The sequence below is a fragment of the Rhizobium sp. 0TCS1.26 genome, from assembly GCF_050455525.1.
In the GTDB taxonomy this organism is placed as follows: Bacteria; Pseudomonadota; Alphaproteobacteria; order Rhizobiales; family Rhizobiaceae; genus Neorhizobium.
Map to the genome: position 1 here is coordinate 213,128 of NZ_JBCIYV010000001.1, position 23,562 is coordinate 236,689.

A 23,562-nucleotide genomic window follows, 5' to 3' on the forward strand; every position below is an offset into this window, starting at 1 on the left:
CAGACAAGGCCTCCATGGCGCCTCACGGCGCAAAAACATGCGCGGTGCCGGTAACCGCCAGCCGCACCCGATCGCCGGCGTGCGGAAGATCAAGGCTCGATGTGCGGAGGACGATCGGCTCGGCGTCGGTCTCATCCAGTTCGACGACGACAGTCGAGAAGGCGCCACCGAATTCCAGCTCGGTCACCCGCCCGCTTGCCTGGGTCTCTGCCCCTGCCCCCGAGGCATCATCGCCCAAGATGATGCGGATCTGCTCGGGCCTGAGGAGGATCTCGAGAAGCCCTGTTTGCGCTCGACCCGCCAGGTTCTCGGGGTCGACCGGTATCTTCCCCAGCACGCACTGCGCGAAATTGCCCTCCATCCTTGCCGACAGCAGCACGGCGTCGCCGAGAAATACCGCCGTTTCACGGTCGTGGGGCTGCCGGTAGAGCCGTTGCGGCGGTCCGGCCTGAACCAGCCGGCCCTGGCGCAGCACGGCGACCTGGTCGGCGAATGACAGTGCCTCGCTCTGGTCGTGGGTGACGAGAATTGCGGTGATGCCTGCCGTCTGCAGCACGCGCGCCACCGCCTTGCGCATCGTTTCGCGCAGGCCCGTATCGAGCGCCGAGAATGGTTCGTCGAGCAGCATCAGTTGCGGTTTGCGGGCCAGCGCCCGCGCCAATGCGACCCGCTGCTGCTGGCCGCCGGAAAGCTCGTGCGGACGGCGCGTCAGCATCGCCCGGTCCAGTTCCACCATGTCGAGAAGTTCGGCGATCAACTGTTCGCGCAGAACACCGCCACCGTCCCTACCCCGCTCGATTCCGAAGCCGATATTCTCGGCGACGCTCAGATGCGGAAACAGCGCCCCGTCCTGCGACACGATGCCGATGCCGCGTTTGTGGGCCGGCACCGCATCCGGTCCGTCTGCCAGCGCATCGCCATGAAGCGTGATCGTGCCGGCATCGGGGCGCTCGAAGCCGGCGATCAGCCGCAGCAGCGTCGTCTTGCCTGATCCCGACGGCCCGACGATCGCCGTGCGGCTTCCCCGGGGCACGCTCAGCGAGATACGGTCCACCGCCCTCACCGGTCCGTATTGCTTGACGAGATCCTGAAGCACGAGCAGCGTCATTGGCCGGAAGTCCGTTTCGATTGGCTGTAGAGAATGAGCGTAAGCGGCAGCGACAGGACGATCATCATCACCGCGTAAGGTGCGGCCGCCACATAGTCGATCTCGCTGGTCAGCGACCAGAAGCGCGTGGCAAGCGTCTGCACGCCGTTTGGCGACAGCATCAGTGTCGCCGTCAATTCGTTGGTAATGCCGAGTGCCACCAGCGCCACGCTTGCCGCAAAGCCGGGGGCCGCCAGCCGCATGGTTACCTCGCGGACCGCCTGCCCCGGCGTGCGGCCGAGCGCCATTGCCGCCCGTTCCAGCTCCACCGGCGCCTGGGCGATGCTGGCGCGCAGGCCGACCATGGCGCGCGGCAGGAAGAGCAGCACATAGGCGACGGTCAGCGTCGCGAAGGTCTGGTAGAGCGGCAGCGCCAGGCGCACGGTGATGGTGACCAGCGCCAGCGCCACGACGACGCCCGGCAGAGAGCCGACATAGTAGTGGCAGGCTTCGAGGATGCGCTGCAGTCGCCCCGGCGCGCGGATCGACAGCCATGCCATCGGCACGGCGGCAAGCGTCGTCACCAGTCCTCCGGCAACCGCGAGCACCACCGTCTGGGCAAACGCCGTGCCGACGGCATCGAACCGCCAGATCGCCGCCCCGCCGATCGACAGCCAGCGACCGAGCGTCACCAGCGGCACGCCGAGCGTCAGCGCCGCAAGCAGGACCGGCAGCAGGATGGCGAGCGGGGCAAGCTTTCCCAGCCGGCGGCGGTCGGCCGGTCGCGCCGATCCGGCGCCGACCCGTGCATAGCGCTCGCTGCCCCGCACAAGGATCTCGAAGCCGAGCAGGAACAGGCAGCAGCCGACCAGCACGCCGCCCAACATGTTGGCGGCCGGGCTGTTATAGGCCGACTGGAACTGGTCGACGATGGCGGTGGCGAATGTGTCGAAGCGGATCATCACGTAGAGACCGTATTCCGACAGAAGATGCAGTCCGATCAGCAGAGATCCGCCGCAGATCGCCAGGCGCAACTGCGGCAACACGGCCCGCAGGAACACCTGAAGGGGATTGAGGCCGAGCGAAGCGGCGGCATCCTCGATGGCCGGATCGAGACGCCGCAGCGCTGCGGCAACCGGCAGATAGAGGAACGGATAGTAGGCGAGCACCGAGACGAAGACGCCGCTCTGCAGGCCGCGCATGCCGGGGATGAGGCTCACCCAGGCATAGCTGTGGACGAAGGCCGGCACGGCAAGCGGCGCCACCGCAAGCCACGACCAGAGACGCGCGCCGGGAATATCCGTCCGCTCGGTCAGCCAGGCGAGCGTTACCGCGAGCACGATGGACAGCGGAACGGTGAGAACCTCAAGCAGGACGGTGTTGACCAGCAGCTCGCCGACGCGCGGCCGGAAGACCAGGCTCTCGACCGTCTGCCAGCCGACATCCCAGGTGATCCAGGCGACAAAACCGAGCGGCACGAGGCTGATCAGGGCGACGAGCGTTGCGACCGCTGTCACCCCGGCATGCGGCATGCGAGGACGCGGAAACCTTGTACGGCCCGCGGTTGTCGATGTGGGTCTGGCAAGTGGGCCGGTCACGGGAGATCTGTTGTCCTGCAGCAAGGCGGACGCCTTTTCATCGCGGAGAAGAACACGAAGCGCCGCAATGGGCGGCGCCTGTCTCCGTCATCCCCTAGGATTTTCCCGCAGACGGCGCAAGCGTCCCGAGGCGGCGAACCGCGTGCGCCCGCAAGCGCTCACTCAGATCAAGCCGGCAGCGGTCATCAGCTCGACGACCTTCTTGCTGTTCAGCTGCGAAGCGTCGACTTTCGGTGCGTCGAGATCCTCGAGCGGTACGAGCTTCGGGTTGGAACCGCCATTCACGGCGTATTCGAAGGAGGTGCCGTTCTTCAGGATGTCCTGGCCACCCTTGCCGGCAATGAACTTCAGGAAGGCCTGCGCCTCCTTCATGTGCTGGGTCGCCTTCAGCACGCCGCCACCTGAAATGCTGACGAACGCGCCTGGATCCTGGTTCCTGAAGTAGTGCAGGCCGACATTCTTGCTGTTCTCGCCGGTCTTGGCCTGATCGCCGAACCAGTAGTAGTGGTAAATGATCGCGCCTTCGATCTCGCCCGCATTGACCGCCTTCATGGCGATGCTGTTACCCTTGTAGCCGGTGGCGTTGTCCTTCAGGCCCTTCAGCCAGCTGGCGGTCGCCTCCTCGCCCTTCAACTGCAGCAGGGCACTGACGATCGCCTGGAAATCGGCGCCGGCCGGTGCTGCACCCCAGCGGCCCTTCCAGGCCGGATCGGCAAGATCGACCATCGATTTCGGCAGCTTGTCTTCGGTCAGCTTGCGCTTGTCATAGGCAAACACCGTGGTGCGCGCCGCGATGCCGGTCCACATGCCGTCGGCCGGGCGGTATTCGGCCGGCACCAGATCAAGCGTCTCCTTGTCCACCGGCGCGAACAGGCCGGCGCGGTCGACGAGCGTCATGGCCGGCGAATTTTCGGTGAGGAAGACGTCAGCCGGAGAGGCTTCGGCTTCCTGGACGATCTGGTTGGCGAACTGCATGTCGCTGCCCTGGCGCAAGGTGACCTTGATGCCGGTCTCCTTGGTAAAAGCCTCGATCCATTCGCGCGTCAGGCTTTCGTGCTGCGCATTGTAGACGACGATGCCCTCGGCATCCTGCGCGCTGGCTGGACCGGCGAGTGTCGTGGCGGCAAGCAGCGATGCGGCAAGACCGAGCGTAACGCGGCGGGTGATCAGATTGGTCATCGGGAGCCCTCCTTGGCACGTCGCGCGCCTGTCCCGGCGGCTGACGGAGGAGACGCTAACTTTTCCTGATGAACGTATTCAAGTTATTCGAAGCGTGCCGTGATCACAAACGCTTGAATGGGTCGCGGAGCCCCCGCGCACGAAGCGTCAAGCGAGGCGAAGTCTCTGCCCGTCGCGTTCCGCCAGCCAATCCATCAGTGCCGGTGCCCGCATCGGTCGCGAAAGCCAGAAGCCCTGGATTTCGTCGCAGCCCTGCGCCTGCAGTAGATCCGCCATCTCCAGCGACTCGACCCCTTCCGCCACCACCCGGTAGCCGAGGCTGTGCGACAGGTTGATCATCGAGCGCACGAGGACCCGCTCCCGATCGCCGTTGACCATGTCGCTGATGAACGATCGATCGATCTTCACAACGTCCGCCGGCAGCTTCTGCATGTAGGCAAGGCTGCTGTAGCCGGTGCCGAAATCGTCGATGGCAAGCCTTGTGCCTGTGCCGGTGATCTGCCGCAGCAAATCAAAGCTGCGTTCGGTCTCCTTCATCACCGCCGTCTCCGTCAACTCCAGCTCGATGTCGCTGGGGACGATCCCGTAGCGTTCGAACTTCGCCAACAGCCGCTCGAAAAAGTCTTTCTCCTGAAGGTTCAAGGCGGAAATGTTGATGGAGAGGTTGAGGTCGATGCCGCGCTTGCGCCAGGCGCTCAGGTGACGGAAAGACTCGCGCAGCACCCAGTCGGTCAACTGCCGGGCAAGGGTCGAGGCTTCGACGATCGGGATGAATTCCGCCGGCGAGATCAATCCGAGCGTCGGATGCTGCCAGCGCAGCAGCACTTCGGCGACCCTGACCGCGCCCGTCTCGACCTCCATGCGCGGCTGGAAAACCAGGAACAGCTGGTCGTCGGCTTCAAGCGCCGCAGGCAGGTCCTGCAGGAGACGGAAATCGCGGCGGTGGCGAAGATCGGTGGTGGCGGAAAACAGCCCGATGCCGTTGTCGGCGTCACGGGCATCCTGAAGGGCGCTCTGCAGCGACCGCAGCACGTCCTCCCCCTGCATTGCGCGCGGATCGAACTCCATGACGCCGATCGACGGCGTCATGGTCATGTGGAAATCGTTGCGGTTCTCGATCTCGCGCAGACGCCGGTCGAGCTGTTTTGCATAAGTGTTAAGCGCCACCGGCTTGGGTGCCATGAACACGAACTGCGTCGGTCCGATATGGTAGGCCGCCCCGTCCGGGCCGACGTGTTTTGCCAGGATCCGGGTGACGCTGCGGATCGTCTCATCCATGTGGCTCGGGCCAAGCACGCGTGACAGACGGTCGAACTGTGCCGTTTGCGCCAGATCGAGCAGGCTGATGATCTGCGGCGAACCGTCCGCGTGCTTCATCAGGTCGGCCAGGTCGTTGAGCAGCTGGAAGCGATTGGGCAGTCCACTCGACGCTTCGATGCGGCCCACCGCATGATGCAGCTCGATCTGATCCATCACCATTGCCGCAAGATCGACCAGTGCGTTCACCTCCTGATCGGAAATCTCGCGCGGTTCCTCACCGAGAATGCACAGAGCACCTAGTCCAAAGCCGTCGCGCGTGACGAGCGGCGCGCCGGCATAGAAGCGAATGCCGGCTTCACCGAGGGGGCTGTCGCGGAAATACGCGTCCTCTTGAAAATCGGGGATGACCAGCAGCTGGCCCGTTTCCGCCACCATGGCGCACGGCGCCTTGAAACGCGGTATCTCGTTGTGCTCGACGCCGACCTTCGACTTGAACCACTGGCGGTCCGTATCTGTCAGCGAGATTGCCGAGATCGGCAGCCCAAAGACCCGGGCCACCATGCGCGTTATCCGGTCGAAACTCTCACTCGGCATCGTGTCGAGAAGCTTCAGGTTCCGCAAGGCGGCAAGGCGCGCGACTTCGTCCTGCATGATCATGTGCATTGCTCCTGCCGCCGAGGATCCTGATCCGCGAACGCCGATGGTCGATAATGATAAAATTGTGTAGTGCAGCCCGACCCGTCCCAGTGGATGCGTCGATGCGGATGCAGTCCCGAGGCATCATGCCGTCGGCAAGCTTACAAATCGCTTATGGGGGTTAATATGCTGCCCCGCTTTGAAACGCCAAGGGTGGATTGACGCTCTCGCCAACGATCATCGCAGATAGGGTTAGGAACATGTGAAGCAAAACTACCGATGCGGGCAGCTTTCAGCCTTTCGGCGAAAATTGCGCACTATGGGCGAGAATTGCGCGTGGCCAGAGACAGCAGTGAAACCGCCTCCCCCTGCGAAACAGGGAGAGGCGTCAGGCAAAACGTGGAAGACTTACGGCTGCGACGGGGTGGCCGTCGACGGCTGCGTCGTGCCGTTACCGGTCTGCGGCGCCATGTTGTTCTGCGGAGCCGCGGGGACTGCCGGCGTCGTGGTGTCGGTTGTCGAGGACGTCGTCGTCGGATCGGTCGGCGAGGTGCCGGCCTGCATCCAGACAAAACCACCGATCAGCAGGAGAGCAGCAAGACCAACCCAGAGTCCGGTTGAACGCGTGCGGCCTCTGGTCGGCGGGATGTCCGGACCACGATCATTGGGGCTGTAGCTCATGTTCATTCCTCCTTCTTGTCTGCACGGTTAATGCTGGTGTGATGGATTTGGTTCCGCATCGTGACTATCAGAGCGAGAATCAACGCGCCGTTCACACGCAGAGAGGCCCGGGTATCGGAGCCACGCAGTAGTGCATCGACCTGAAACGGGTTCTGATGTCGAACGGCGTGAGGCAAGCCGGGATGTCCCAGATCGGCGCATCCAGCGCGGTCGTTAACCGTTCTTTAATCATCTTCTTGATCGGCGAAAAACATGTGGCATGCTCACGTCTATTCGAGGAGCACAGGCTCATGGCGCAACGCTATATTGCAGCAGACGACGCAGCTGAACCCAGCATCCGCTGCCGCTTCAAGGTCGAGGCGGCAATGCTGGAAATGATCGAGGGCTTGCGGAGGCAGGGTCTCGGGTCGGCGGAAATTGCCCTGTCCTTGGCCGATGCCGCCGAGGACTATGTTCTTCGCCTGGCAAAGACCGAGGAAGACCAGCAGTTCGAGGACGTGCCGCACGGGCTCGGCCACTGACGCTTAGCTGTCGGTCGGTGCGAAAGGCCCGCGGCTTGGAAATTGAGGAACACTTTCCGTCTCTTGGTGGTGCGAATTGCGAGCCCGGGCCGTGTCAAGCGGACGCGATAGGGATGGAGAACATGGGCATTTTTTCGCTTTCTGCCCATGGCCGACGAATTGGCAGGCGAGCTTCCCACCTATCCGGCCCGGGGTCATCCCGAACCTTCCCCAGTCACACGATGTCTATTCGGCAGCCTTCGGCGTCTCGAGATCGAGCTCGTAGGAATAGCCTTCAAGCATCGTATAGGCCTGCTCGATGACCTCGATCTCGGCCTCGGCCTTGCCGATGGCGTCGGCGATCGCATTGCAGCGCGCCGACAGCATCCGCCCCAGCACGTCGCTGTCCGGACGTCTGCCCATGCGGTCCATATGGTTGCGGATACGGCCGCGATGGCGCTCCAGCTCGAGAATGTGAAAGCGCGTGTTGACCACCTGGTCGGTCAGCTTGCGGCGCATCGCGGCGACCGGATCGAAACTGCCGGGCTGCCGCTCGTCGAGAATGATCTCGTTTACCAGCGCATCGAGCACCAGCATCCCTTCAAGATCCTTGGCGTCGGTCAGCTGCGGGTCATAGCCGGTGTCGTCGTAGATCTTGCGCCGAACCGGATCGAGCAGCAGCTCGTAGCAGGCTGTCAGCTTGGAGAACGCGTCGACGTCGCCGCCGGCATCGGGATGGGACGTCTTGGCACGTGTGCGGTAGGCCGACTTGATGGCGGCGCCATCCGCTTCACGCGCTACGCCCAGCGTCTTGTAGGGGTCGATCACGGTTCCACCTGGTTTCAAACTGTCCAAGGTCACCCTCTCGTAGTCTCTGATGCGGCAAGCCTCAACCCCTCGCCACTTCTTGTGGCGAAACCGGGGCCGAAACGTCGTTTTCCCCATTCGCCGCGGTCTCGCTGGCGACGTGCCGCGGCTGCCCGCCACGCGCCTTCGTTGCCATGAGAAACCGTGGAATGCGCCCCTGCGCAACAGGCGCCATGATGAAGCTCAGCCAGAGGAACGGCAAGAGGACCGCAAAGCTGATCGACAGGCTCGCATGCTCGGCAACGAAGCCGAGCAGCGGCGGAACGCCGATATTGGCAAGCAGCAGGGTCAGCGCCAGGGCGGCGAGATTGTCGGCGACCGACCCCTGCCCGCGCTCGATCGTCGTGGCGACCGCGAGCGGAAAGCCGAGAGCCACGCCGCAGCCGATGGCAAACAGAGCCAGCGCAGCGATGACAAGATTGCTGGCGAGCAGCAGCAGGATGATCCCGAGAGCGACGCAGGCGGCGGAACCGCGCACCAGCGTCGCCGCGCTGAACATCTCGCGCAGCCTGTCGCCAACCAGTCGCGTGGCGCCCATGCCGACAGTGAAGCCGGCATAGAGGACGCCGGCGGTCGCGGCATCGGCCTGCAGCACTTCGCGCAGGTAGAAGATGCCCCAGTCGTAGATCGCCCCTTCGCTGATGCCGATGCCGAAGACCATGAGGCAGATCAGGATGATCATCCGGTCCGGCATGACGAACACCTGGCGGCGGGTGCCCGCCTGATCCGCCGTCCGCGGCTCGACGGGCGCGATCCTGAGCACCACGAGGCAGGCGACGACGACGACCAGCGCCGCGCCCGACTGCTGCTCGAACGGCGATACGCCACGTGCGGCCAGAAAACCGGAGACGAGCGAGCCGACCAGCAGGCCGATCGACCAGAAGCCGTGGCTGCGCGACAGGACCTTGCGGCCGGTGCGGCTCTCGATGCCGGTCGCGATCATGTTTGCCGAGACGTCGAGTATGGTGCGAAAGAAGCCGAACAGCAGGAAGCACAGGAAGAATGCCCAGGCCGGCACGATCGTCAGGATCGGCGTGATCAGCGCGGCGATCGCCAGCATCAGCGGAGCCGTGACCCGCGGCGTAAGTGCAGTCGTCACGCGGCCGGCGATCGGCAGTGCCAGAAATGTGCCTGCAGGTGCGCCGAGCAGCGCCAGTCCCAGCATTGCCTTGTCGATGCCCATGCCGTCCTGGATAGCCGGCAGGCGGGTGAACAGCGAAACGAAAAGCAGCGCGTTGCAGAAGAACAGCAACGCAGGCGGTGCGAGGATGGGCATCGGGATTGTCCGGGAACTGGTGCGCCTTCTCCTCGCATTGCACTGCAACAAGAACAAGGGCGCATGCCGCCGGTGCGCGGTGATCGGCATTCCGAAATCGCGCGTAGTGGCAGACAGGAAACACTCGAGGACCTGCCGTCTGCGGCCGCTCCGTTTCGAGGCGCTTCACCGGCGGCGGATATGCGCTATCCTGCCGTCTCAAAGAGGAGAATGCGAATGCCCGCCCGATTCGCCTTTGCCGCTCGCCGTCTGGCGGCTCATCTCTTGTTCGTCTTGTCAGGCATCATCTTCGTGATGCCGGCGCCCTTGGCACACGCCGAGGATCCGGTTGAGGACGCGCAGGCCATCATCACCCGGCAGATCGATGCGCTGCGCAGCGGCGACGCTGCGGCGGCCTACGGTTTTGCCTCGCCGGACATCCGCAGCCTGTTTCCCGATCAGACGACCTTTCTCGACATGGTGAAGAAGCGCTACGCGCCGTTGTCGCGTGCCGACCGCTATGCCTTCGGCCGCTCGAAACTGGTCGGTGGCGGCGAGATCGTCCTGCAGGAGGTGACCGGCACCGGCAGCGACGCGAAGGACTGGACGGCGATCTACGACATGCGCCTGCAGGACGACGGAAGCTACAAGATCAACGGCGTGCGGATGCTCGCAAAGTCCGCCAGCACCGGCATCTGAACGCCTCGTCAAACATCCCTGCCTCGAAAATCAATCGTCGCCGCGTGCCCAGGCTTCCTGCGTCTCGGCCATGAAGTCCTCGTAGCGGCCCTCGGCGATGGCCGTGCGGATGCCCTGCATCAGGTCCTGGTAGTAGGAAATGTTGTTCCACGTCAGCAGCATGCCGCCGAGCGCCTCGTTGGCGCGCACCAGGTGGTGCAGGTAGGCGCGCGAATAGTCCCGCGCCGCCGGGCAGCTCGACTGGTCGTCGAGGGGCCGCTTGTCTTCGGCGTGCTTGGCATTGCGGATGTTGACCTTGCCCTTGCGGGTGAAGGCGAGCCCGTGGCGACCGGCACGTGTCGGCATGACGCAGTCGAACATGTCGATGCCGCGCGCGACCGACTTGATGATGTCGTCCGGCGTGCCGACGCCCATCAGGTAGCGCGGCTTTTCCGTCGGAAGTACCGGTAGCGTGATGCCGAGCATCTCCAGCATCACCGCCTGCGGCTCGCCGACTGCAAGGCCGCCCACCGCATAGCCCTTCAGGTCGAGCTGGGTCAGGCCTTGCGCCGAACGCACGCGCAGATCCGGCTGGTCGCCACCCTGGACGATGCCGAACATCGCCTTGCCCGGCTGCTCGCCGAACGCCACCCGGCAGCGCTCCGCCCAGCGCAGCGACAGTTCCATCGCCCGCTCGATTTCCTTGGGCTCGGCCGGCAGCGCAACGCACTCGTCGAGCTGCATCTGGATATCGCTGTCCAGCAGCCCTTGGATCTCGATCGACCGCTCCGGCGACATGTGGTGCAGGCTGCCGTCGATATGACTCTTGAAGGTGACGCCCTGTTCGTCGAGCTTGCGCAAGCCCGACAGCGACATCACCTGGAACCCGCCCGAGTCCGTGAGGATCGGATAGGGCCAGCGGATCAGTTCGTGCAGGCCACCAAGGCGCGCCACGCGTTCGGCGCCCGGTCGCAGCATCAGGTGATAGGTGTTGCCGAGAATGATGTCGGCGCCGGTCTCGCGGACCTGGTCGAGATACATCGCCTTGACAGTTCCGACGGTGCCGACCGGCATGAAGGCCGGCGTACGGATCGTCCCGCGCGGCATGGAGATCTCGCCGAGGCGGGCGTTTCCGTCCGTCGTCTTCAGGGTGAACTGGAAGTTTTCGGTCATGGTGCGGTGGTCCGGAACAACAGGCTGGAATCGCCGTAGGAATAGAAACGATAGCCGGTGGCGATCGCGTGGTCGTAGGCTGCGCGCATCGGTTCGATACCGGCGAACGCCGAGACGAGCATGAACAGCGTCGAGCGCGGCAGGTGGAAGTTGGTCATCAGCACGTCGACGGCGCGAAACCGGTAGCCGGGCGTGATGAAGATGTCGGTGGCGCCCGACCAGGCTTCGATCGTTCCGTCTTCGGCGGCGGCGCTCTCCAGCAGCCGCAGCGAGGTCGTGCCGACGCAGACGATGCGCCCTCCCCGGGCGCGCACCGCATTCAGCCGCTCGGCCGTCTCGCGACTGACATGGCCGATTTCGGAATGCATCTTGTGGTCGGCGGTGTCGTCCACCTTCACCGGCAGGAACGTGCCGGCGCCGACATGCAGGGTGACGAAATGCCGTTCCACACCCGCCGCATCGAGCGCTGCAAAGAGCTCCGGCGTGAAATGCAGGCCGGCGGTCGGCGCCGCTACGGCACCATCCTCGCGCGCATAGATGGTCTGGTAGTCCTTGCTGTCCTGGGCGTCTTCGGGACGCTTGGCAGCAATATAGGGCGGCAGCGGAATATGTCCGACCGCCATGATCGCCTCGTCGAGTGCTGGCCCCGACAGGTCAAAGCGCAGCGTCACCTCGCCACCCTCACCTTTCGCCTCCAGAACTGCGTCCAGCTGGCCGATGGCGCAGCTTTCCCCGGAATGGCCGAAACGGATGCGGTCACCGGTCTTCAGCCGCTTGCCGGGTCTGGCGAAGGCCTTCCAGCGATCGGCTGCCACACGCATATGCAGCGTCGCCGAGACCGCAAGATCCGGCGCGCCGTCGCGCGAGCGAACGCCCTCAAGCTGGGCCGGAATGACCTTGGTGTCGTTGAACACCAGAGCGTCACCGGCCCGCAGCAGCGACGGCAGGTCGCGGACGATCCGGTTTTCCAGCAGCGGCTCTTGATCCGGGCGCACGACCAGCAGGCGCGCCGCATCCCGCGGGTTCGCCGGCCGCAGCGCGATGTTGTCGTCCGGGAGATCGAAGTCGAAGTCGTCTACACGCATAGGTTCGAACGGTCTGGCGCCTGGTGATGGATGAAAGGTTGCTCTCCTGCCCGCAGATAGCGACAGCAGACGCAAAAGAAAAGCGCCCCGGACGAACCGGAGCGCTTGTCGTCACAAGCCTGCGGCCCGGATCAGGCGGCGATGTCGGCCGCGACCTTCATCGAGACGATCGAATCCGGCGTCTTCGGCGGTTCGCCCTTGGTGATCGAATCGACATTCTCCATGCCTTCTACGACCTGGCCCCAGACGGTGTACTGCTTGTCCAGGAAGGTGGCGTCGTCGAAGACGATGAAGAACTGCGAGTTTGCAGAATTCGGATCGCTGGAGCGAGCCATGGAGCAGACGCCGCGCAGATGCTTGACGGCGGAGAATTCGGCCTTCAGGTTCGGCTTGTCGGAACCGCCCATGCCGGCGCGGTCGAGGCCGCCACCCTGCTTGCCGAACTTCACGTCGCCGGTCTGCGCCATGAAACCGGAAATGACGCGGTGGAAGACAACGCCGTCATAGGCGCCTTCGCGGGCCAGTTCCTTGATGCGCGCGACGTGGCCGGGAGCCAGATCAGGCATCAGGGCGATGACAACCTTGCCTTTGGTGGTTTCCATGACGATGGTGTTTTCCGGATCTTTGATCTCGGCCATGTTCTTCTCCTTGGATGTTGGGGCGTTGCCCCGTGACGCGGTGCATGAAGCCCGCCTGAATTTCTGGTGATATCCCGGGAGGATTACTTCCCGAGGGTAACCTTGATCATCCGGTCCGGATCGGCAACCTCACCGTTGCCGCCCTTGCCGCGCTTGATCTTGTCGACGTTCTCCATGCCGGAGACCACCTTGCCGATAACCGTGTACTGGCCGTTGAGGAAGGAGCCCTGGTCGAACATGATGAAGAACTGCGAGTTCGCCGAGTTCGGATCCTGCGAGCGCGCCATGCCGACGGTGCCGCGTTCGAACGGAACCTTGGAAAATTCGGCCGGCAGGTTCGGCAGGTCCGAGGCGCCGGTGCCGGCGCGGCGGGCATCAAAGCCCTTCGTCGTATTGCCATACTGCACGTCGCCGGTCTGCGCCATGAAGCCCTGGATCACCCGGTGGAAGGCGACATTGTCATACTTGCCGTCGGCGACCAGCTTCTTCACCTGCGCCACGTGCTTTGGTGCCACCTCCGGCATCAGCTGCACGACGACGGGACCGTCCTTCAGCTGGATCTTCAGGAAGTCGTCTGCAGCAGCATAGGCCTGCGCGGTGAACGAGGCTGCGGCGATGACGCCGGCGAGAGCGAGGGAAACGAGTTTCATCAAAAGGCTCCGTGTTGAAAGGCGTGTCAGCGTTTCGGCGTCGACTGCAGCTTCAGGCGAAGCGCATCGAGGACCGGAGGCGGCACGAAGGCTTCGACATTGCCGCCCATCATGGCGATCTGGCGAACCAATGTGGCGGTAATGGGCCGCGATGCGGTTCCGGCCGGCAGGAACACGGTCTGGATATCGGGCGCCATGGCACCGTTCATGCCGGCCATCTGCATCTCGTAATCGAGATCCGTTCCGTCGCGCAGTCCGCGGATGAGGATCCGTGCCCCATGCTTGCGCGCCGCTTCGACCACCAGTCCGTCGAACGAAGTCACCTCCACCGCATCGGACCGCTCCGGCAGAGCGGCCGACAGCGAGGCCCGGATCAGGTCGGCCCGCTCCTCGAAGGAAAACATCGGCACTTTGCCAGGATGGATGCCGATCGCCACCATGACCCGGTCGGCGACGTTCAGCGCCTGGATCAGGACGTCCAGGTGGCCGTTCGTCATCGGATCGAAGGATCCCGGATAGAAGGCGATCGTCATGGAACCTCGTCTGGCGATTTCCCGCCTTTTGTCATGGACCGGCGGGCTTCGCAAGCGGCAGCACCCGCTGAACGGCGGATGAACGCTCCATTCAAGGCCGTTTCAGGCGTGGACTGCTCTAATCCACATCGTCGGTTGGTGATGCACAAGACGTGGCACGCGGCCGGCTCGAGGGAACCGACAATGCTCGTGGTGCTCATGCTTGGTGCAGCTCTCCTGTCTCTCATCATCGAGGTGGGCGTACAGCATGTGCAAGACGCCTATGCGCTCCATTCGGCTCCCTTGGCAAAAGATTAACGAAACCTGAACGCCAGATGAACGGCGCCTTCAGCATGGCTTCACCGGCCGAAGGTTAAGTTTCTCTCATACTCGTGCGGAACTCGTGCGCACCCAGCGCGTTGGGCAAATGAAAAGGAAGTTGGAGATGTTCGCCAAGAGGAAAACGGTCATGCCGGATACGATTACGATGATCAATCTGGTGTGGACCGCGGTGATTGCCGTGATGATGACGGCGACCTTCACGCTCTACGAAGGAAAGTCCAACACACCGAACTTCAACTATACCCAGTTGACCGGTCAATACGTCGGACAGCCCTACTACTAGGGGCGGTTCGAGGAAACCTCGAAAGGAAGACGCCATGTACGTAACGATGATTGTGCTCGCTGGATTGATCAGCACGATGTTCGTGGCGACGGTGGCGTCGACCATTACGGAACTGCGGCGCGAGCGGGAAAACCTTCGCGACTTCGCACGCCGCCACAGCGCATTCTGAGCGCCGCATCCCAGGTTTTCTCACCCCCTCATCATCACATTACAGACATAAAAAAGCCGGGCATCGACCCGGCTTTTTCTATGCGTGACTTTGACGGGAAGGCGCGACCTATTCGCTCGCACCCTCTTCGCCGGAGGTATCCTCTGCGGATGTATCCTCTGCGGATCGCGGGGCTTCGCCGCCATCTTCCGGTGCGGGAGCACCCAGGTCGCCGGTTTCCGAGACGATCTCGCCCGGAAGTGCGCCATCCTCGTCGTCGCCTTCCGGCTCGCTGATGCGCTCAACCGACACGACCTTTTCGTCCTTGGCGGTCGAGAAGATCGTCACGCCCTTGGTGGCGCGGCTGGCGATGCGGATACCGTCGACCGGGACGCGGATGAGCTGCCCGCCGTTCGACACCAGCATCAGCTGATCCTTGTCCTCGCACGGGAAGGCCGCCACGAGTTCGCCGATCTCCGCCGTCTTCGACGTGTCGGTGGCACGGATACCCTTGCCGCCGCGTCCGGAAATCCGGAAGTCGTAGGACGAGGAGCGCTTTCCATACCCCTTCTGGGAGACGGTGAGCACAAACTGCTCGTGTTCCTTCATCATCTGGTAGACGTCTTCCGGCAGATCGCCTTCCTCGGTGACCTCCTCGCCGACCAGCGCGATATCCTCCTCGTCGACACCCATGGCACGACGTTCGACAGCCGAGCGCTTGAGATAGGCTGCACGCTGCCAAGGCTCGACATCCACGTGTCCGAGGATGGTCATCGAGATGATCCGGTCGCCGGCCGCCAGCGTGATGCCGCGCACGCCGATCGAGTTGCGGCCGGCAAAGACGCGTACGTCATCGACCGGGAAGCGGATCGCCTGACCGAGCGCCGTCGTCATCAGCACGTCGTCGCCCGGCACGCCAAGCTCGTCATTCGGCGGCTGGCAGGTCTCGACGGAGAGGATTTCGTCACCCTCTTCCTCGAGCTTCATGGCGATCTTGCCGTTGCGGTTCACCTGGATGAAGTCGGAGAGCTTGTTGCGACGCACGGTTCCGCGCGTCGTGCAGAACATCACGTCGAGATTTGCCCAGCTCGTCTCGTCCTCGGGAAGCGGCATGATGGTCGTGATGCGTTCGCCGGGCTCCAGCGGCAGCATGTTGATCAGTGCCTTGCCGCGCGACTGCGGCGTGCCGATCGGCAGGCGCCAGACCTTTTCCTTGTAGACGATGCCGCGCGAGGAGAAGAACAACACCGGTGCATGGGTGCTGGCGACGAACAGCCGCGCGACGAAATCCTCGTCGCGGGTTGCCATGCCGGAGCGACCCTTGCCGCCGCGACGCTGCGCCCGGTAGGTGGTCAGCGGTACGCGCTTGATGTAGCCGAGATGCGAAACGGTGACGACCATGTCCTCGCGGGCAATCAGGTCCTCGTCGTCCATGTCCGGGCCGCCGTCCATGATGACGCTGCGGCGCGGCGTGCCGAACTCGTCGCGAACCGCGATCAGCTCGTCCTTGACGATGGTCTGGATGCGCAGACGCGACGACAGGATGTCCAGATAGTCGCTGATCTCGGCGCCGATCTTGTTCAGCTCGTCGCCGATTTCATCGCGTCCGAGCGCCGTCAGGCGGGCCAGACGCAGTTCAAGGATGGCGCGCGCCTGCTCTTCCGAGAGGTTGTAGGTGCCGTCCTCGTTGATGCGGTGACGCGGATCGTCGATCAGGCGGATCAGCGCTTCGACATCCATGGCCGGCCAGCGGCGGGTCATCAGCTGCTCGCGCGCCGTCTGCGGATCGGGCGCACGGCGGATGAGCGCGATTACTTCGTCGATATTGGCAACCGAGATGGCAAGGCCGACCAGCACATGCGCGCGGTCGCGGGCCTTGCGCAGGAGGTACTTGGTGCGACGGCTGACGACTTCCTCGCGGAACGAGACGAAGGCGCGCAGCATGTCGAGCAGCGTCAGCTGTTCCGGCTTGCCGCCGTTGAGCGCCACCATGTTGCAGCCGAACGAGGTCTGCAGCGGTGTGTAGCGGTAGAGCTGGTTGAGGATGACGTCGGCATTCGCATCGCGCTTCAGCTCGATGACAACCCGGTAACCCTGGCGGTCGCTTTCGTCGCGCAGGTCGGAAATGCCCTCGACGCGCTTTTCGCGCACAAGCTCGGCGATCTTTTCGATCATCGTCGCCTTGTTCACCTGGTAGGGAACTTCGTCGATGATGATCTGCTCGCGGTCGCCGCGCATCGGCTCGACGCGGGCACGACCGCGCATGATGACAGAACCGCGGCCGGTCTCGTAGGCCGAGCGGATGCCCGAGCGGCCGAGGATCAGCGCGCCGGTCGGAAAATCCGGACCCGGAATGATCTGCATCAGTTCCGGCAGCTCGATCGCCGGATTGTCGATCAGCGCCACGCAACCGTCGATGACCTCGACCAGGTTGTGGGGCGGGATGTTGGTCGCCATGCCGACGGCGATGCCGCCTGCGCCATTGACCAGCAGGTTGGGGAATTTTGCCGGAACGACGACGGGCTCCGACATGGTGCCGTCGTAGTTGTCGCGAAAATCGACGGTTTCCTTGTCGAGGTCGTCGAGCAGCGAATGCGCCACCTTCTGCAGCCGGCACTCGGTATAGCGCTGGGCTGCCGGCGGATCGCCGTCGATCGAACCGAAATTGCCCTGACCGTCGATCAGCGGCATGCGCAGCGACCAGTCCTGCGCCATGCGGGCAAGCGCGTCGTAGATCGCCGAGTCGCCGTGCGGATGGTACTTACCCATCACATCGCCGGTAACGCGGGCGCTCTTGACGTATTTCTTGTTCCAGTCCAGGCCGAGTTCGTTCATCCCGTAAAGGATGCGACGATGAACCGGCTTCAAACCATCGCGCACATCGGGCAGCGCGCGGCTCACGATTACGCTCATCGCGTAGTCGAGATAGGAGCGCTGCATCTCCTCCATGATGGAAATAGGTTCGATGCCGGGAGGCAGCTTTCCGCCGCCAGGTGTGCTCTGCTCAGTCAAATCGGGTACGATCTCTGTTCGGAATCAGTTGTTTCAGTATAGCGGAACAGCCGTTCGAACACCATTTTTGCGGCGGGTTTTGAACAGGCTTTTACGTCTTGCCGGGTGGCGAAATGAAACAAGCTGCCGTTTGGGAACTTTTCTCGGCCGCCGGTGTGTCCTAACAATGTTGCAGGGCCGCCGCAAGCGGAGACACTGGAAGGACAATCGGGCATGGCGACCGGCGAAATCATCATGAGCGCGTTCACCACGCTGCTGGTCACGCTCGACCCGCCGGGACTGGCGCCGATCTTCCTCGGACTGACCGCCGGTCTCGACCGGGCGACGCGCCGCCAGGTCGCCTGGCGCGGCTCGCTGATCGCCTTCGGCATCCTCACCGCCTTCGCCCTGTTCGGCGCCGGCATCCTGTCGCTGCTCGGCATCTCGATGGGCGCATTCCGCATCGCCGGTGGGCTGCTGCTGTTCTGGATCGCCTTCGAGATGATCTTCGAGAAGCGCAACGACCGGAAGGAGGAGACGTCGAAGGCCGCCATCACCATCGACCACATCCAGAACATCGCCGTCTTCCCGCTGGCTCTGCCGCTGATCGCCGGGCCTGGCGCCATCTCGGCCACCGTGCTGCTCGCCGGTTCGTTCGCCGAACCCTTCGACCGTGCGCTGCTGATCGTCATGCTCGCCTGCGCCATGGCAACCGTTCTCGCGGCGCTGATGGTCGCCGACCGGCTGGACCGGTTTCTCGGCGTCACCGGCCGTGCGCTGCTGACGCGCCTGCTCGGCGTGCTGCTGGCAGCCCTCTCCGTCCAGTTCGTCATCGACGGCACGCGCTCGGCCTTCGGCCTCTAGCACCAGTCCTTTATCCTCCCACCTCCTGCAACCTGCTCTCCGGACGCCTCATGCCCTCGCCCGACCGCCGCCTCGCCACTGCCCGACTGCTGCAGAAGCTCAGGCAGATCCTGCCGAACGCCATGCCGCTCAGCCTCCGTGAGCGCGTCCGCGCGCCGTCTGGTGCAGCGATCGGCATCCTGCTGACCGGACTTGCCGGCGTGTTTCTCGCGGCTCGCATGGACGCAGAACTCGCCGTGCCCGCCCTGATCGCGCCGATGGGTGCCTCCGCCGTGCTGTTGTTTGCCGTGCCAGCAAGTCCGCTGGCGCGTCCCTGGTCGGTGGTCGGCGGCAATACCGTCTCCGCGCTCGTCGGCGTCATCGTCGCGTCGCTGGTGGCGGATCCGGTAACGGCTGCGGCCTTGGCGATCGGCTTTGCGATCGCCGCCATGTCGGCCTGCCGCTGTCTCCACCCTCCGGGCGGGGCGATCGCGCTGACGGCGGTGCTCGGCGGCCAGGCGATCCACGATATGGGCTTCTGGTTTGCGCTCTGGCCGGTGGCCGGAAACTCGGCCCTGCTGCTGGCGTCTGCCATCTGCTTCCACAGACTGATGCGTCACCCCTATCCCAAGGCCGTGAAGCCGCCGGGACCCGAGCATCTGACGGCCGATCCGAAGCCGCTGCAGCGGATCGGCTTCACCTCTGCCGATCTCGACGCGGTGCTGCGGGACTACGACATGCTGTTCGACATCGACCGGGAGGATCTGGAGACGATCCTGCGGCGCACGGAACTGCGCTCCTACCGGCGTCGTGCGGTGCATCTGGATTGCGCCAGCGTCATGTCGCGCGACGTGGTGGCCCTCACCCGCGGGACAAGCATTACCACCGCGAACGCGCTGATGCGCCATCACCGGTTCCATGCGATGCCGGTCACCGACGAGCAGGCGAAAGTCGTCGGCATTGTCACCCAGAGCGATCTGCTCGACCACCCGGACTGGATCGCCGCTACCCCGAGACCAGGCCTGTTCGGGCGCCTTCAGCGTGCTGTCACCGGCACCGGCGCCGCCGGCGGCACGGTGAACGACATCATGACGACGCAGGTCAGGACGGTGCGACCGGAGACGCCCCTCGGCGACGCGATCGTGGTCTTTGCCGAACAGGGACTGCACCATCTCCCTGTCGTCGATGCCGATGGGCGGCTGGCCGGCATCCTGTCTCAGTCGGATGCGCTCGTGGCGATGCTGGCCGACCGGCCGGAGACGGAGACCGCGCAGCCGGTGCTCGACGACGGCCCTTGAGGGCTTCGCTTAGCCGTTCCTGACCCGAAGGCTCGGAGAGGCAACCTCTTCAAATGCAGACGGCCGGACGCTGAGCGCCCGGCCGTTCGATATATCGTTTGCTGAGCCGGGCTCAGAACGGGATGTCGTCGTCCAGGTCGCGCGAGAAACCGCCACCGGCATTGCCGCCGCCGGCCGGGCCAGCGCCGCCACGTCCAGATGCTGCCGGCGGACGATCGTAGTCGTCACCGTAGCCGCCGCCGAAATCGCCACCGGAGGAGGCACCGCCACGCGCGCCGCCGCCGAAGCCGGCACCGCCACCCTGGCCGTCGCCGCGTCCGCCGAGCATGGTCAGCGTCGAGTTGAAGCCCTGCAGCACCACCTCCGTGGAGTAGCGGTCATTGCCGGTCTGGTCCTGCCACTTGCGCGTCTGCAAGGCGCCCTCGATGTAAACCGTCGACCCCTTCTTCAGGTACTGTTCGGCGACCTTGCACAGGCCTTCGTTAAAGATGACGACGGTGTGCCACTCGGTCTTTTCCTTGCGCTCGCCGCTGTTCTTGTCCCGCCAGCTTTCCGACGTTGCGATGCGAAGGTTGGCGATCGGCCGGCCGTCCTGGGTGCGCCGGATTTCCGGATCTGCCCCGAGATTGCCGATCAGAATAACCTTGTTGACGCTTCCAGCCATTGTCTCACCTTGTCTGCCGCCGCACGCGGCATCTGAAATTTCCGTGTCCCACCACAGTAAACCATTGGCGCCCCGGTCAGGTCGCGGAGCGTGAACAATCCACAGGCAAATTTGTTCTTTATTTGTTCTAGTGTTCGCCTATGATCCTGTCAACACCCCGGTGCGTGGCCGTGAGTCGGCTGCCGGACGAAGCCTCAAGCTTCGCCTCGACAGCGGCGGTCGAATGACTACATAAGGGGCTTGTCCTCCCGAAGAGCTTTTATCAGATGAGCGAACTCAAGACGATTTCCATTCGCGGCGCACGCGAGCATAACCTCAAAGGCATTGACCTCGACCTGCCCCGCAACAGCCTGATCGTCATGACCGGGCTGTCGGGTTCCGGCAAATCGTCGCTCGCCTTCGATACGATCTATGCCGAGGGCCAGCGTCGCTACGTGGAAAGCCTGTCGGCCTATGCCCGGCAGTTCCTGGAAATGATGCAGAAGCCGGACGTCGACCAGATCGACGGCCTGTCGCCGGCAATCTCGATCGAGCAGAAGACGACCTCGAAGAACCCGCGCTCGACGGTCGGCACGGTCACCGAGATCTACGACTACATGCGCCTGCTGTTTGCCCGCGTCGGCGTTCCCTATTCGCCGGCCACAGGCCTGCCGATCGAAAGCCAGACGGTCAGCCAGATGGTCGACCGGGTGCTGGCGCTTGGCGAGGGTACCCGCCTCTACATCCTCGCGCCGATGGTGCGTGGCCGCAAGGGCGAGTACAAGAAGGAACTCGCCGACCTGATGAAGAAGGGCTTTCAGCGGGTCAAGGTCGACGGCCAGTTCTACGAAATCGCCGAGGTGCCGGCGCTCGACAAGAAGTACAAGCACGACATCGACGTGGTGGTCGACCGCGTCGTGGTCCGCGAGGATATCGGCGCCCGGCTTGCCGACAGCCTGGAGACGTGCCTGAAGCTGGCCGACGGACTGGCGGTCGCCGAGTTCGCCGACAAGCCGCTTCCGGCGGAAGAAACCGCAGCCGGCGGTTCGGCCAACAAGTCGCTGAACGAAACCCACGAGCGGGTGCTGTTTTCGGAAAAGTTCGCCTGCCCCGTATCGGGCTTCACCATTCCGGAGATCGAGCCGCGCCTGTTCTCCTTCAACAACCCGTTCGGTGCCTGCCCGACCTGCGATGGTCTGGGCGCCCAGCAGAAGGTTGACCAGGCGCTGATCGTTCCCGAACCGGAGCGGACGCTGAAGGACGGTGCGCTGGCGCCCTGGGCGAAATCCACCTCGCCCTACTACAACCAGACGCTCGACGGGCTCGGCAAGGTCTACGGCTTCAAGCTCACCGACCGCTGGTCAAAACTGTCCAAGGCGGCGCAGGACGCGATCCTGCATGGCACCGAGGACAAGATCGAGTTCCACTACGCCGACGGCGCGCGCTCCTACAAGACGACGAAGACCTTCGAAGGCATCGTCCCGAACCTCGAGCGTCGCTGGAAGGAAACCGACAGCGCCTGGGCGCGCGAGGAAATCGAGCGCTACATGTCGGCAGCGCCCTGCCCTGCCTGCAACGGCTACCGCCTGAAGCCGGAAGCCCTCGCCGTCAAGATCGACAAGCTGCACATCGGCAACGTCACCGAGATGTCGATCCGGATGGCGCGCGACTGGTTCGAAAACCTGCCGGAGCGGCTGAACGCCAAGCAGAACGAGATCGCCGTGCGGATCCTCAAGGAGATCCGCGACCGGCTGCGGTTCCTCAACGATGTCGGGCTCGACTATCTCAGCCTGTCGCGCAGCTCCGGCACGCTGTCCGGCGGCGAGAGCCAGCGCATCCGGCTGGCCTCGCAGATCGGCTCGGGCCTGACGGGCGTGCTCTACGTGCTCGACGAGCCGTCGATCGGCCTCCACCAGCGCGACAATGGCCGCCTGCTCGATACGCTGAAGCATCTGCGCGACATCGGCAACACGGTGCTGGTCGTCGAGCATGACGAGGATGCGATCCTGACGGCCGACTATGTTGTCGATATCGGGCCGGCCGCCGGCATCCACGGCGGTGAAGTGATCGCCGAAGGCACGCCGCAGCAGGTCATGGCCAACCCGAAATCGCTGACCGGCAAGTATCTCTCCGGCGAGCTGGGCGTTGCCGTTCCGGCCGAGCGGCGCAAGCCCCAGAAGGGCAAGGAGATCAAGGTCGTCGGTGCCCGCGGCAACAACCTGCGCAACGTCACCGCCGCGGTACCGCTCGGGGTCTTTACCGCCGTGACCGGCGTCTCCGGCGGCGGCAAGTCGACCTTCCTGATCGAGACGCTCTACAAGGCGGCCGCCCGGCGCGTCATGGGCGCGCGCGAGATGCCCGCCCCGCACGACCGCATCGACGGCTTCGAGTTCATCGACAAGGTCATCGACATCGACCAGTCGCCGATCGGCCGCACGCCGCGCTCCAACCCGGCGACCTATACCGGCGCCTTCACGCCGATCCGGGACTGGTTTTCGGGCCTGCCGGAGGCAAAAGCGCGCGGCTACCAGCCGGGCCGCTTCTCGTTCAACGTCAAGGGCGGCCGCTGCGAGGCCTGCCAGGGCGACGGCGTCATCAAGATCGAAATGCACTTCCTGCCCGACGTCTACGTCACCTGCGACGTCTGTCACGGCAAGCGCTACAACCGCGAGACGCTCGACGTCACCTTCAAGGGCAAGTCGATCGCCGACGTTCTGGACATGACGGTCGAGGAAGGTGTCGAGTTCTTCTCGGCAGTCCCGGCCGTGCGCGATAAGCTCCAGGCGCTGTTCGAGGTCGGCCTCGGCTACATCAAGGTCGGCCAGCAGGCCAACACGCTGTCGGGCGGCGAGGCGCAGCGCGTCAAGCTTGCCAAGGAACTGTCGAAGCGCTCGACGGGCCGGACACTCTACATCCTCGACGAGCCGACCACCGGCCTGCACTTCCACGACGTCGCCAAACTGTTGGAAATGCTGCACGAACTGGTCAACCAGGGCAATTCGGTGGTGGTCATCGAGCACAATCTCGAAGTCATAAAGACCGCCGACTACATCATCGACATCGGTCCCGAGGGCGGTACCGGCGGCGGCGAGATCGTCGCGGCCGGAACGCCGGAACAGGTGGTCAAGGAGAAGCGGTCCTACACCGGGCAGTTCCTCAAGGAACTGCTGGAGCGGCGGCCGCTGAAGAAGGTTCAGGCGGCGGAGTAATCCGCC

At 64.2% G+C, this 23,562-nt stretch carries 21 protein-coding genes; 7 read left to right on the top strand and 14 right to left on the bottom strand.

Going from position 1 to position 23,562, the window contains the following annotated elements; all coding sequences use genetic code 11:
• Positions 1-22: 22 nt before the first annotated feature.
• The 5 genes from AAIH46_RS01100 to AAIH46_RS01120 all read right to left on the bottom strand — a co-directional run bounded on the left by AAIH46_RS01100 (position 23) and on the right by AAIH46_RS01120 (position 6,441).
• On the bottom strand, positions 23-1,108 hold the full coding sequence (locus tag AAIH46_RS01100) for an ABC transporter ATP-binding protein (protein ID WP_430303661.1): 1,086 nt from the start codon (positions 1,106-1,108) through the stop codon (positions 23-25).
• Positions 1,105-2,619 carry an ABC transporter permease gene (locus tag AAIH46_RS01105; RefSeq protein ID WP_430303662.1) on the bottom strand — a complete coding sequence of 505 codons (1,515 nt, stop codon included), beginning with the start codon at positions 2,617-2,619 and terminating at the stop codon, positions 1,105-1,107. Before AAIH46_RS01105 ends, AAIH46_RS01100 begins: the two co-directional genes overlap by 4 nt.
• A 228-nt stretch (positions 2,620-2,847) precedes the next feature.
• A complete protein-coding gene (locus AAIH46_RS01110; RefSeq protein ID WP_430303663.1) occupies positions 2,848-3,864 on the bottom strand; it encodes an iron ABC transporter substrate-binding protein in 1,017 nt (338 codons plus the stop codon).
• Between the two features lie 147 nt (positions 3,865-4,011).
• Positions 4,012-5,781 carry a putative bifunctional diguanylate cyclase/phosphodiesterase gene (locus AAIH46_RS01115; protein ID WP_430303664.1) on the bottom strand — a complete coding sequence of 590 codons (1,770 nt, stop codon included), beginning with the start codon at positions 5,779-5,781 and terminating at the stop codon, positions 4,012-4,014.
• 387 nt (positions 5,782-6,168) lie between these two features.
• Positions 6,169-6,441, bottom strand: a complete 273-nt coding sequence (locus AAIH46_RS01120) for a hypothetical protein (RefSeq protein ID WP_430303665.1) — start codon at positions 6,439-6,441, stop codon at positions 6,169-6,171.
• 182 nt (positions 6,442-6,623) lie between these two features.
• On the opposite strand from AAIH46_RS01120, the gene AAIH46_RS01125 reads away from it, so the two are divergent.
• Positions 6,624-6,962: a hypothetical protein gene (locus AAIH46_RS01125; protein WP_430303666.1), complete on the top strand. Its 339-nt coding sequence runs from the start codon at positions 6,624-6,626 to the stop codon at positions 6,960-6,962.
• A 225-nt stretch (positions 6,963-7,187) separates the two neighbouring features.
• On the opposite strand, the gene AAIH46_RS01130 is transcribed toward AAIH46_RS01125, so the two are convergent.
• Positions 7,188-7,769, bottom strand: a complete 582-nt coding sequence (locus AAIH46_RS01130) for a J domain-containing protein (protein ID WP_430303667.1) — start codon at positions 7,767-7,769, stop codon at positions 7,188-7,190.
• 61 nt (positions 7,770-7,830) lie between these two features.
• The gene (locus tag AAIH46_RS01135) at positions 7,831-9,084 is read right to left on the bottom strand and encodes an MFS transporter (RefSeq protein WP_430303668.1); all 1,254 of its coding nucleotides are present in this window, start codon (positions 9,082-9,084) and stop codon (positions 7,831-7,833) included.
• A 216-nt stretch (positions 9,085-9,300) separates the two neighbouring features.
• Here AAIH46_RS01135 and AAIH46_RS01140 point away from each other — a divergent pair, with 216 nt between their 5' ends.
• Positions 9,301-9,762 (top strand): DUF4864 domain-containing protein, encoded by a 462-nt coding sequence (locus AAIH46_RS01140; RefSeq protein ID WP_430303670.1) that lies wholly within the window; start codon positions 9,301-9,303, stop codon positions 9,760-9,762.
• A gap of 30 nt (positions 9,763-9,792) precedes the next feature.
• Here AAIH46_RS01140 and tgt read toward each other — a convergent pair whose 3' ends face one another.
• From tgt to coaD, 5 genes are all read right to left on the bottom strand, one after another.
• A complete protein-coding gene (gene tgt / locus AAIH46_RS01145) occupies positions 9,793-10,914 on the bottom strand; it encodes a tRNA guanosine(34) transglycosylase Tgt (protein ID WP_430303671.1) in 1,122 nt (373 codons plus the stop codon).
• A complete protein-coding gene (queA, locus tag AAIH46_RS01150) occupies positions 10,911-11,999 on the bottom strand; it encodes a tRNA preQ1(34) S-adenosylmethionine ribosyltransferase-isomerase QueA (RefSeq protein ID WP_430303672.1) in 1,089 nt (362 codons plus the stop codon). The genes tgt and queA overlap by 4 nt, the downstream gene beginning before the upstream one ends.
• 131 nt (positions 12,000-12,130) lie before the next feature.
• On the bottom strand, positions 12,131-12,637 hold the full coding sequence (locus AAIH46_RS01155; protein WP_430303673.1) for a peptidylprolyl isomerase: 507 nt from the start codon (positions 12,635-12,637) through the stop codon (positions 12,131-12,133).
• 83 nt (positions 12,638-12,720) lie between these two features.
• Positions 12,721-13,287, bottom strand: a complete 567-nt coding sequence (locus tag AAIH46_RS01160) for a peptidylprolyl isomerase (protein ID WP_430303674.1) — start codon at positions 13,285-13,287, stop codon at positions 12,721-12,723.
• Between the two features lie 26 nt (positions 13,288-13,313).
• Positions 13,314-13,820 carry a pantetheine-phosphate adenylyltransferase gene (gene coaD, locus AAIH46_RS01165; RefSeq protein ID WP_430303675.1) on the bottom strand — a complete coding sequence of 169 codons (507 nt, stop codon included), beginning with the start codon at positions 13,818-13,820 and terminating at the stop codon, positions 13,314-13,316.
• 448 nt (positions 13,821-14,268) lie between these two features.
• Between coaD and AAIH46_RS01170 the strand changes: the two genes are divergently transcribed.
• Together AAIH46_RS01170 and AAIH46_RS01175 are read left to right on the top strand one after the other, a co-directional pair.
• A complete protein-coding gene (locus tag AAIH46_RS01170) occupies positions 14,269-14,424 on the top strand; it encodes a hypothetical protein (RefSeq protein ID WP_430303676.1) in 156 nt (51 codons plus the stop codon).
• A gap of 34 nt (positions 14,425-14,458) precedes the next feature.
• Entirely contained in the window at positions 14,459-14,593 is a 135-nt protein-coding gene (locus AAIH46_RS01175; protein ID WP_430303678.1) for a hypothetical protein, read from the top strand.
• Positions 14,594-14,701: 108 nt separating this feature from the next.
• Here AAIH46_RS01175 and gyrA read toward each other — a convergent pair whose 3' ends face one another.
• On the bottom strand, positions 14,702-17,584 hold the full coding sequence (gyrA, locus tag AAIH46_RS01180; protein ID WP_430303679.1) for a DNA gyrase subunit A: 2,883 nt from the start codon (positions 17,582-17,584) through the stop codon (positions 14,702-14,704).
• A gap of 213 nt (positions 17,585-17,797) precedes the next feature.
• On the opposite strand from gyrA, the gene AAIH46_RS01185 reads away from it, so the two are divergent.
• Positions 17,798-18,427: a MarC family protein gene (locus tag AAIH46_RS01185; protein ID WP_430303680.1), complete on the top strand. Its 630-nt coding sequence runs from the start codon at positions 17,798-17,800 to the stop codon at positions 18,425-18,427.
• A 50-nt stretch (positions 18,428-18,477) separates the two neighbouring features.
• A complete protein-coding gene (locus tag AAIH46_RS01190; protein ID WP_430303681.1) occupies positions 18,478-19,704 on the top strand; it encodes an HPP family protein in 1,227 nt (408 codons plus the stop codon).
• Positions 19,705-19,816: 112 nt separating this feature from the next.
• Here AAIH46_RS01190 and AAIH46_RS01195 read toward each other — a convergent pair whose 3' ends face one another.
• A complete protein-coding gene (locus tag AAIH46_RS01195) occupies positions 19,817-20,368 on the bottom strand; it encodes a single-stranded DNA-binding protein (RefSeq protein WP_430303682.1) in 552 nt (183 codons plus the stop codon).
• A 266-nt stretch (positions 20,369-20,634) separates the two neighbouring features.
• On the opposite strand from AAIH46_RS01195, the gene uvrA reads away from it, so the two are divergent.
• Positions 20,635-23,556 carry an excinuclease ABC subunit UvrA gene (gene uvrA, locus AAIH46_RS01200; RefSeq protein WP_430303683.1) on the top strand — a complete coding sequence of 974 codons (2,922 nt, stop codon included), beginning with the start codon at positions 20,635-20,637 and terminating at the stop codon, positions 23,554-23,556.
• Positions 23,557-23,562: the final 6 nt, after the last annotated feature.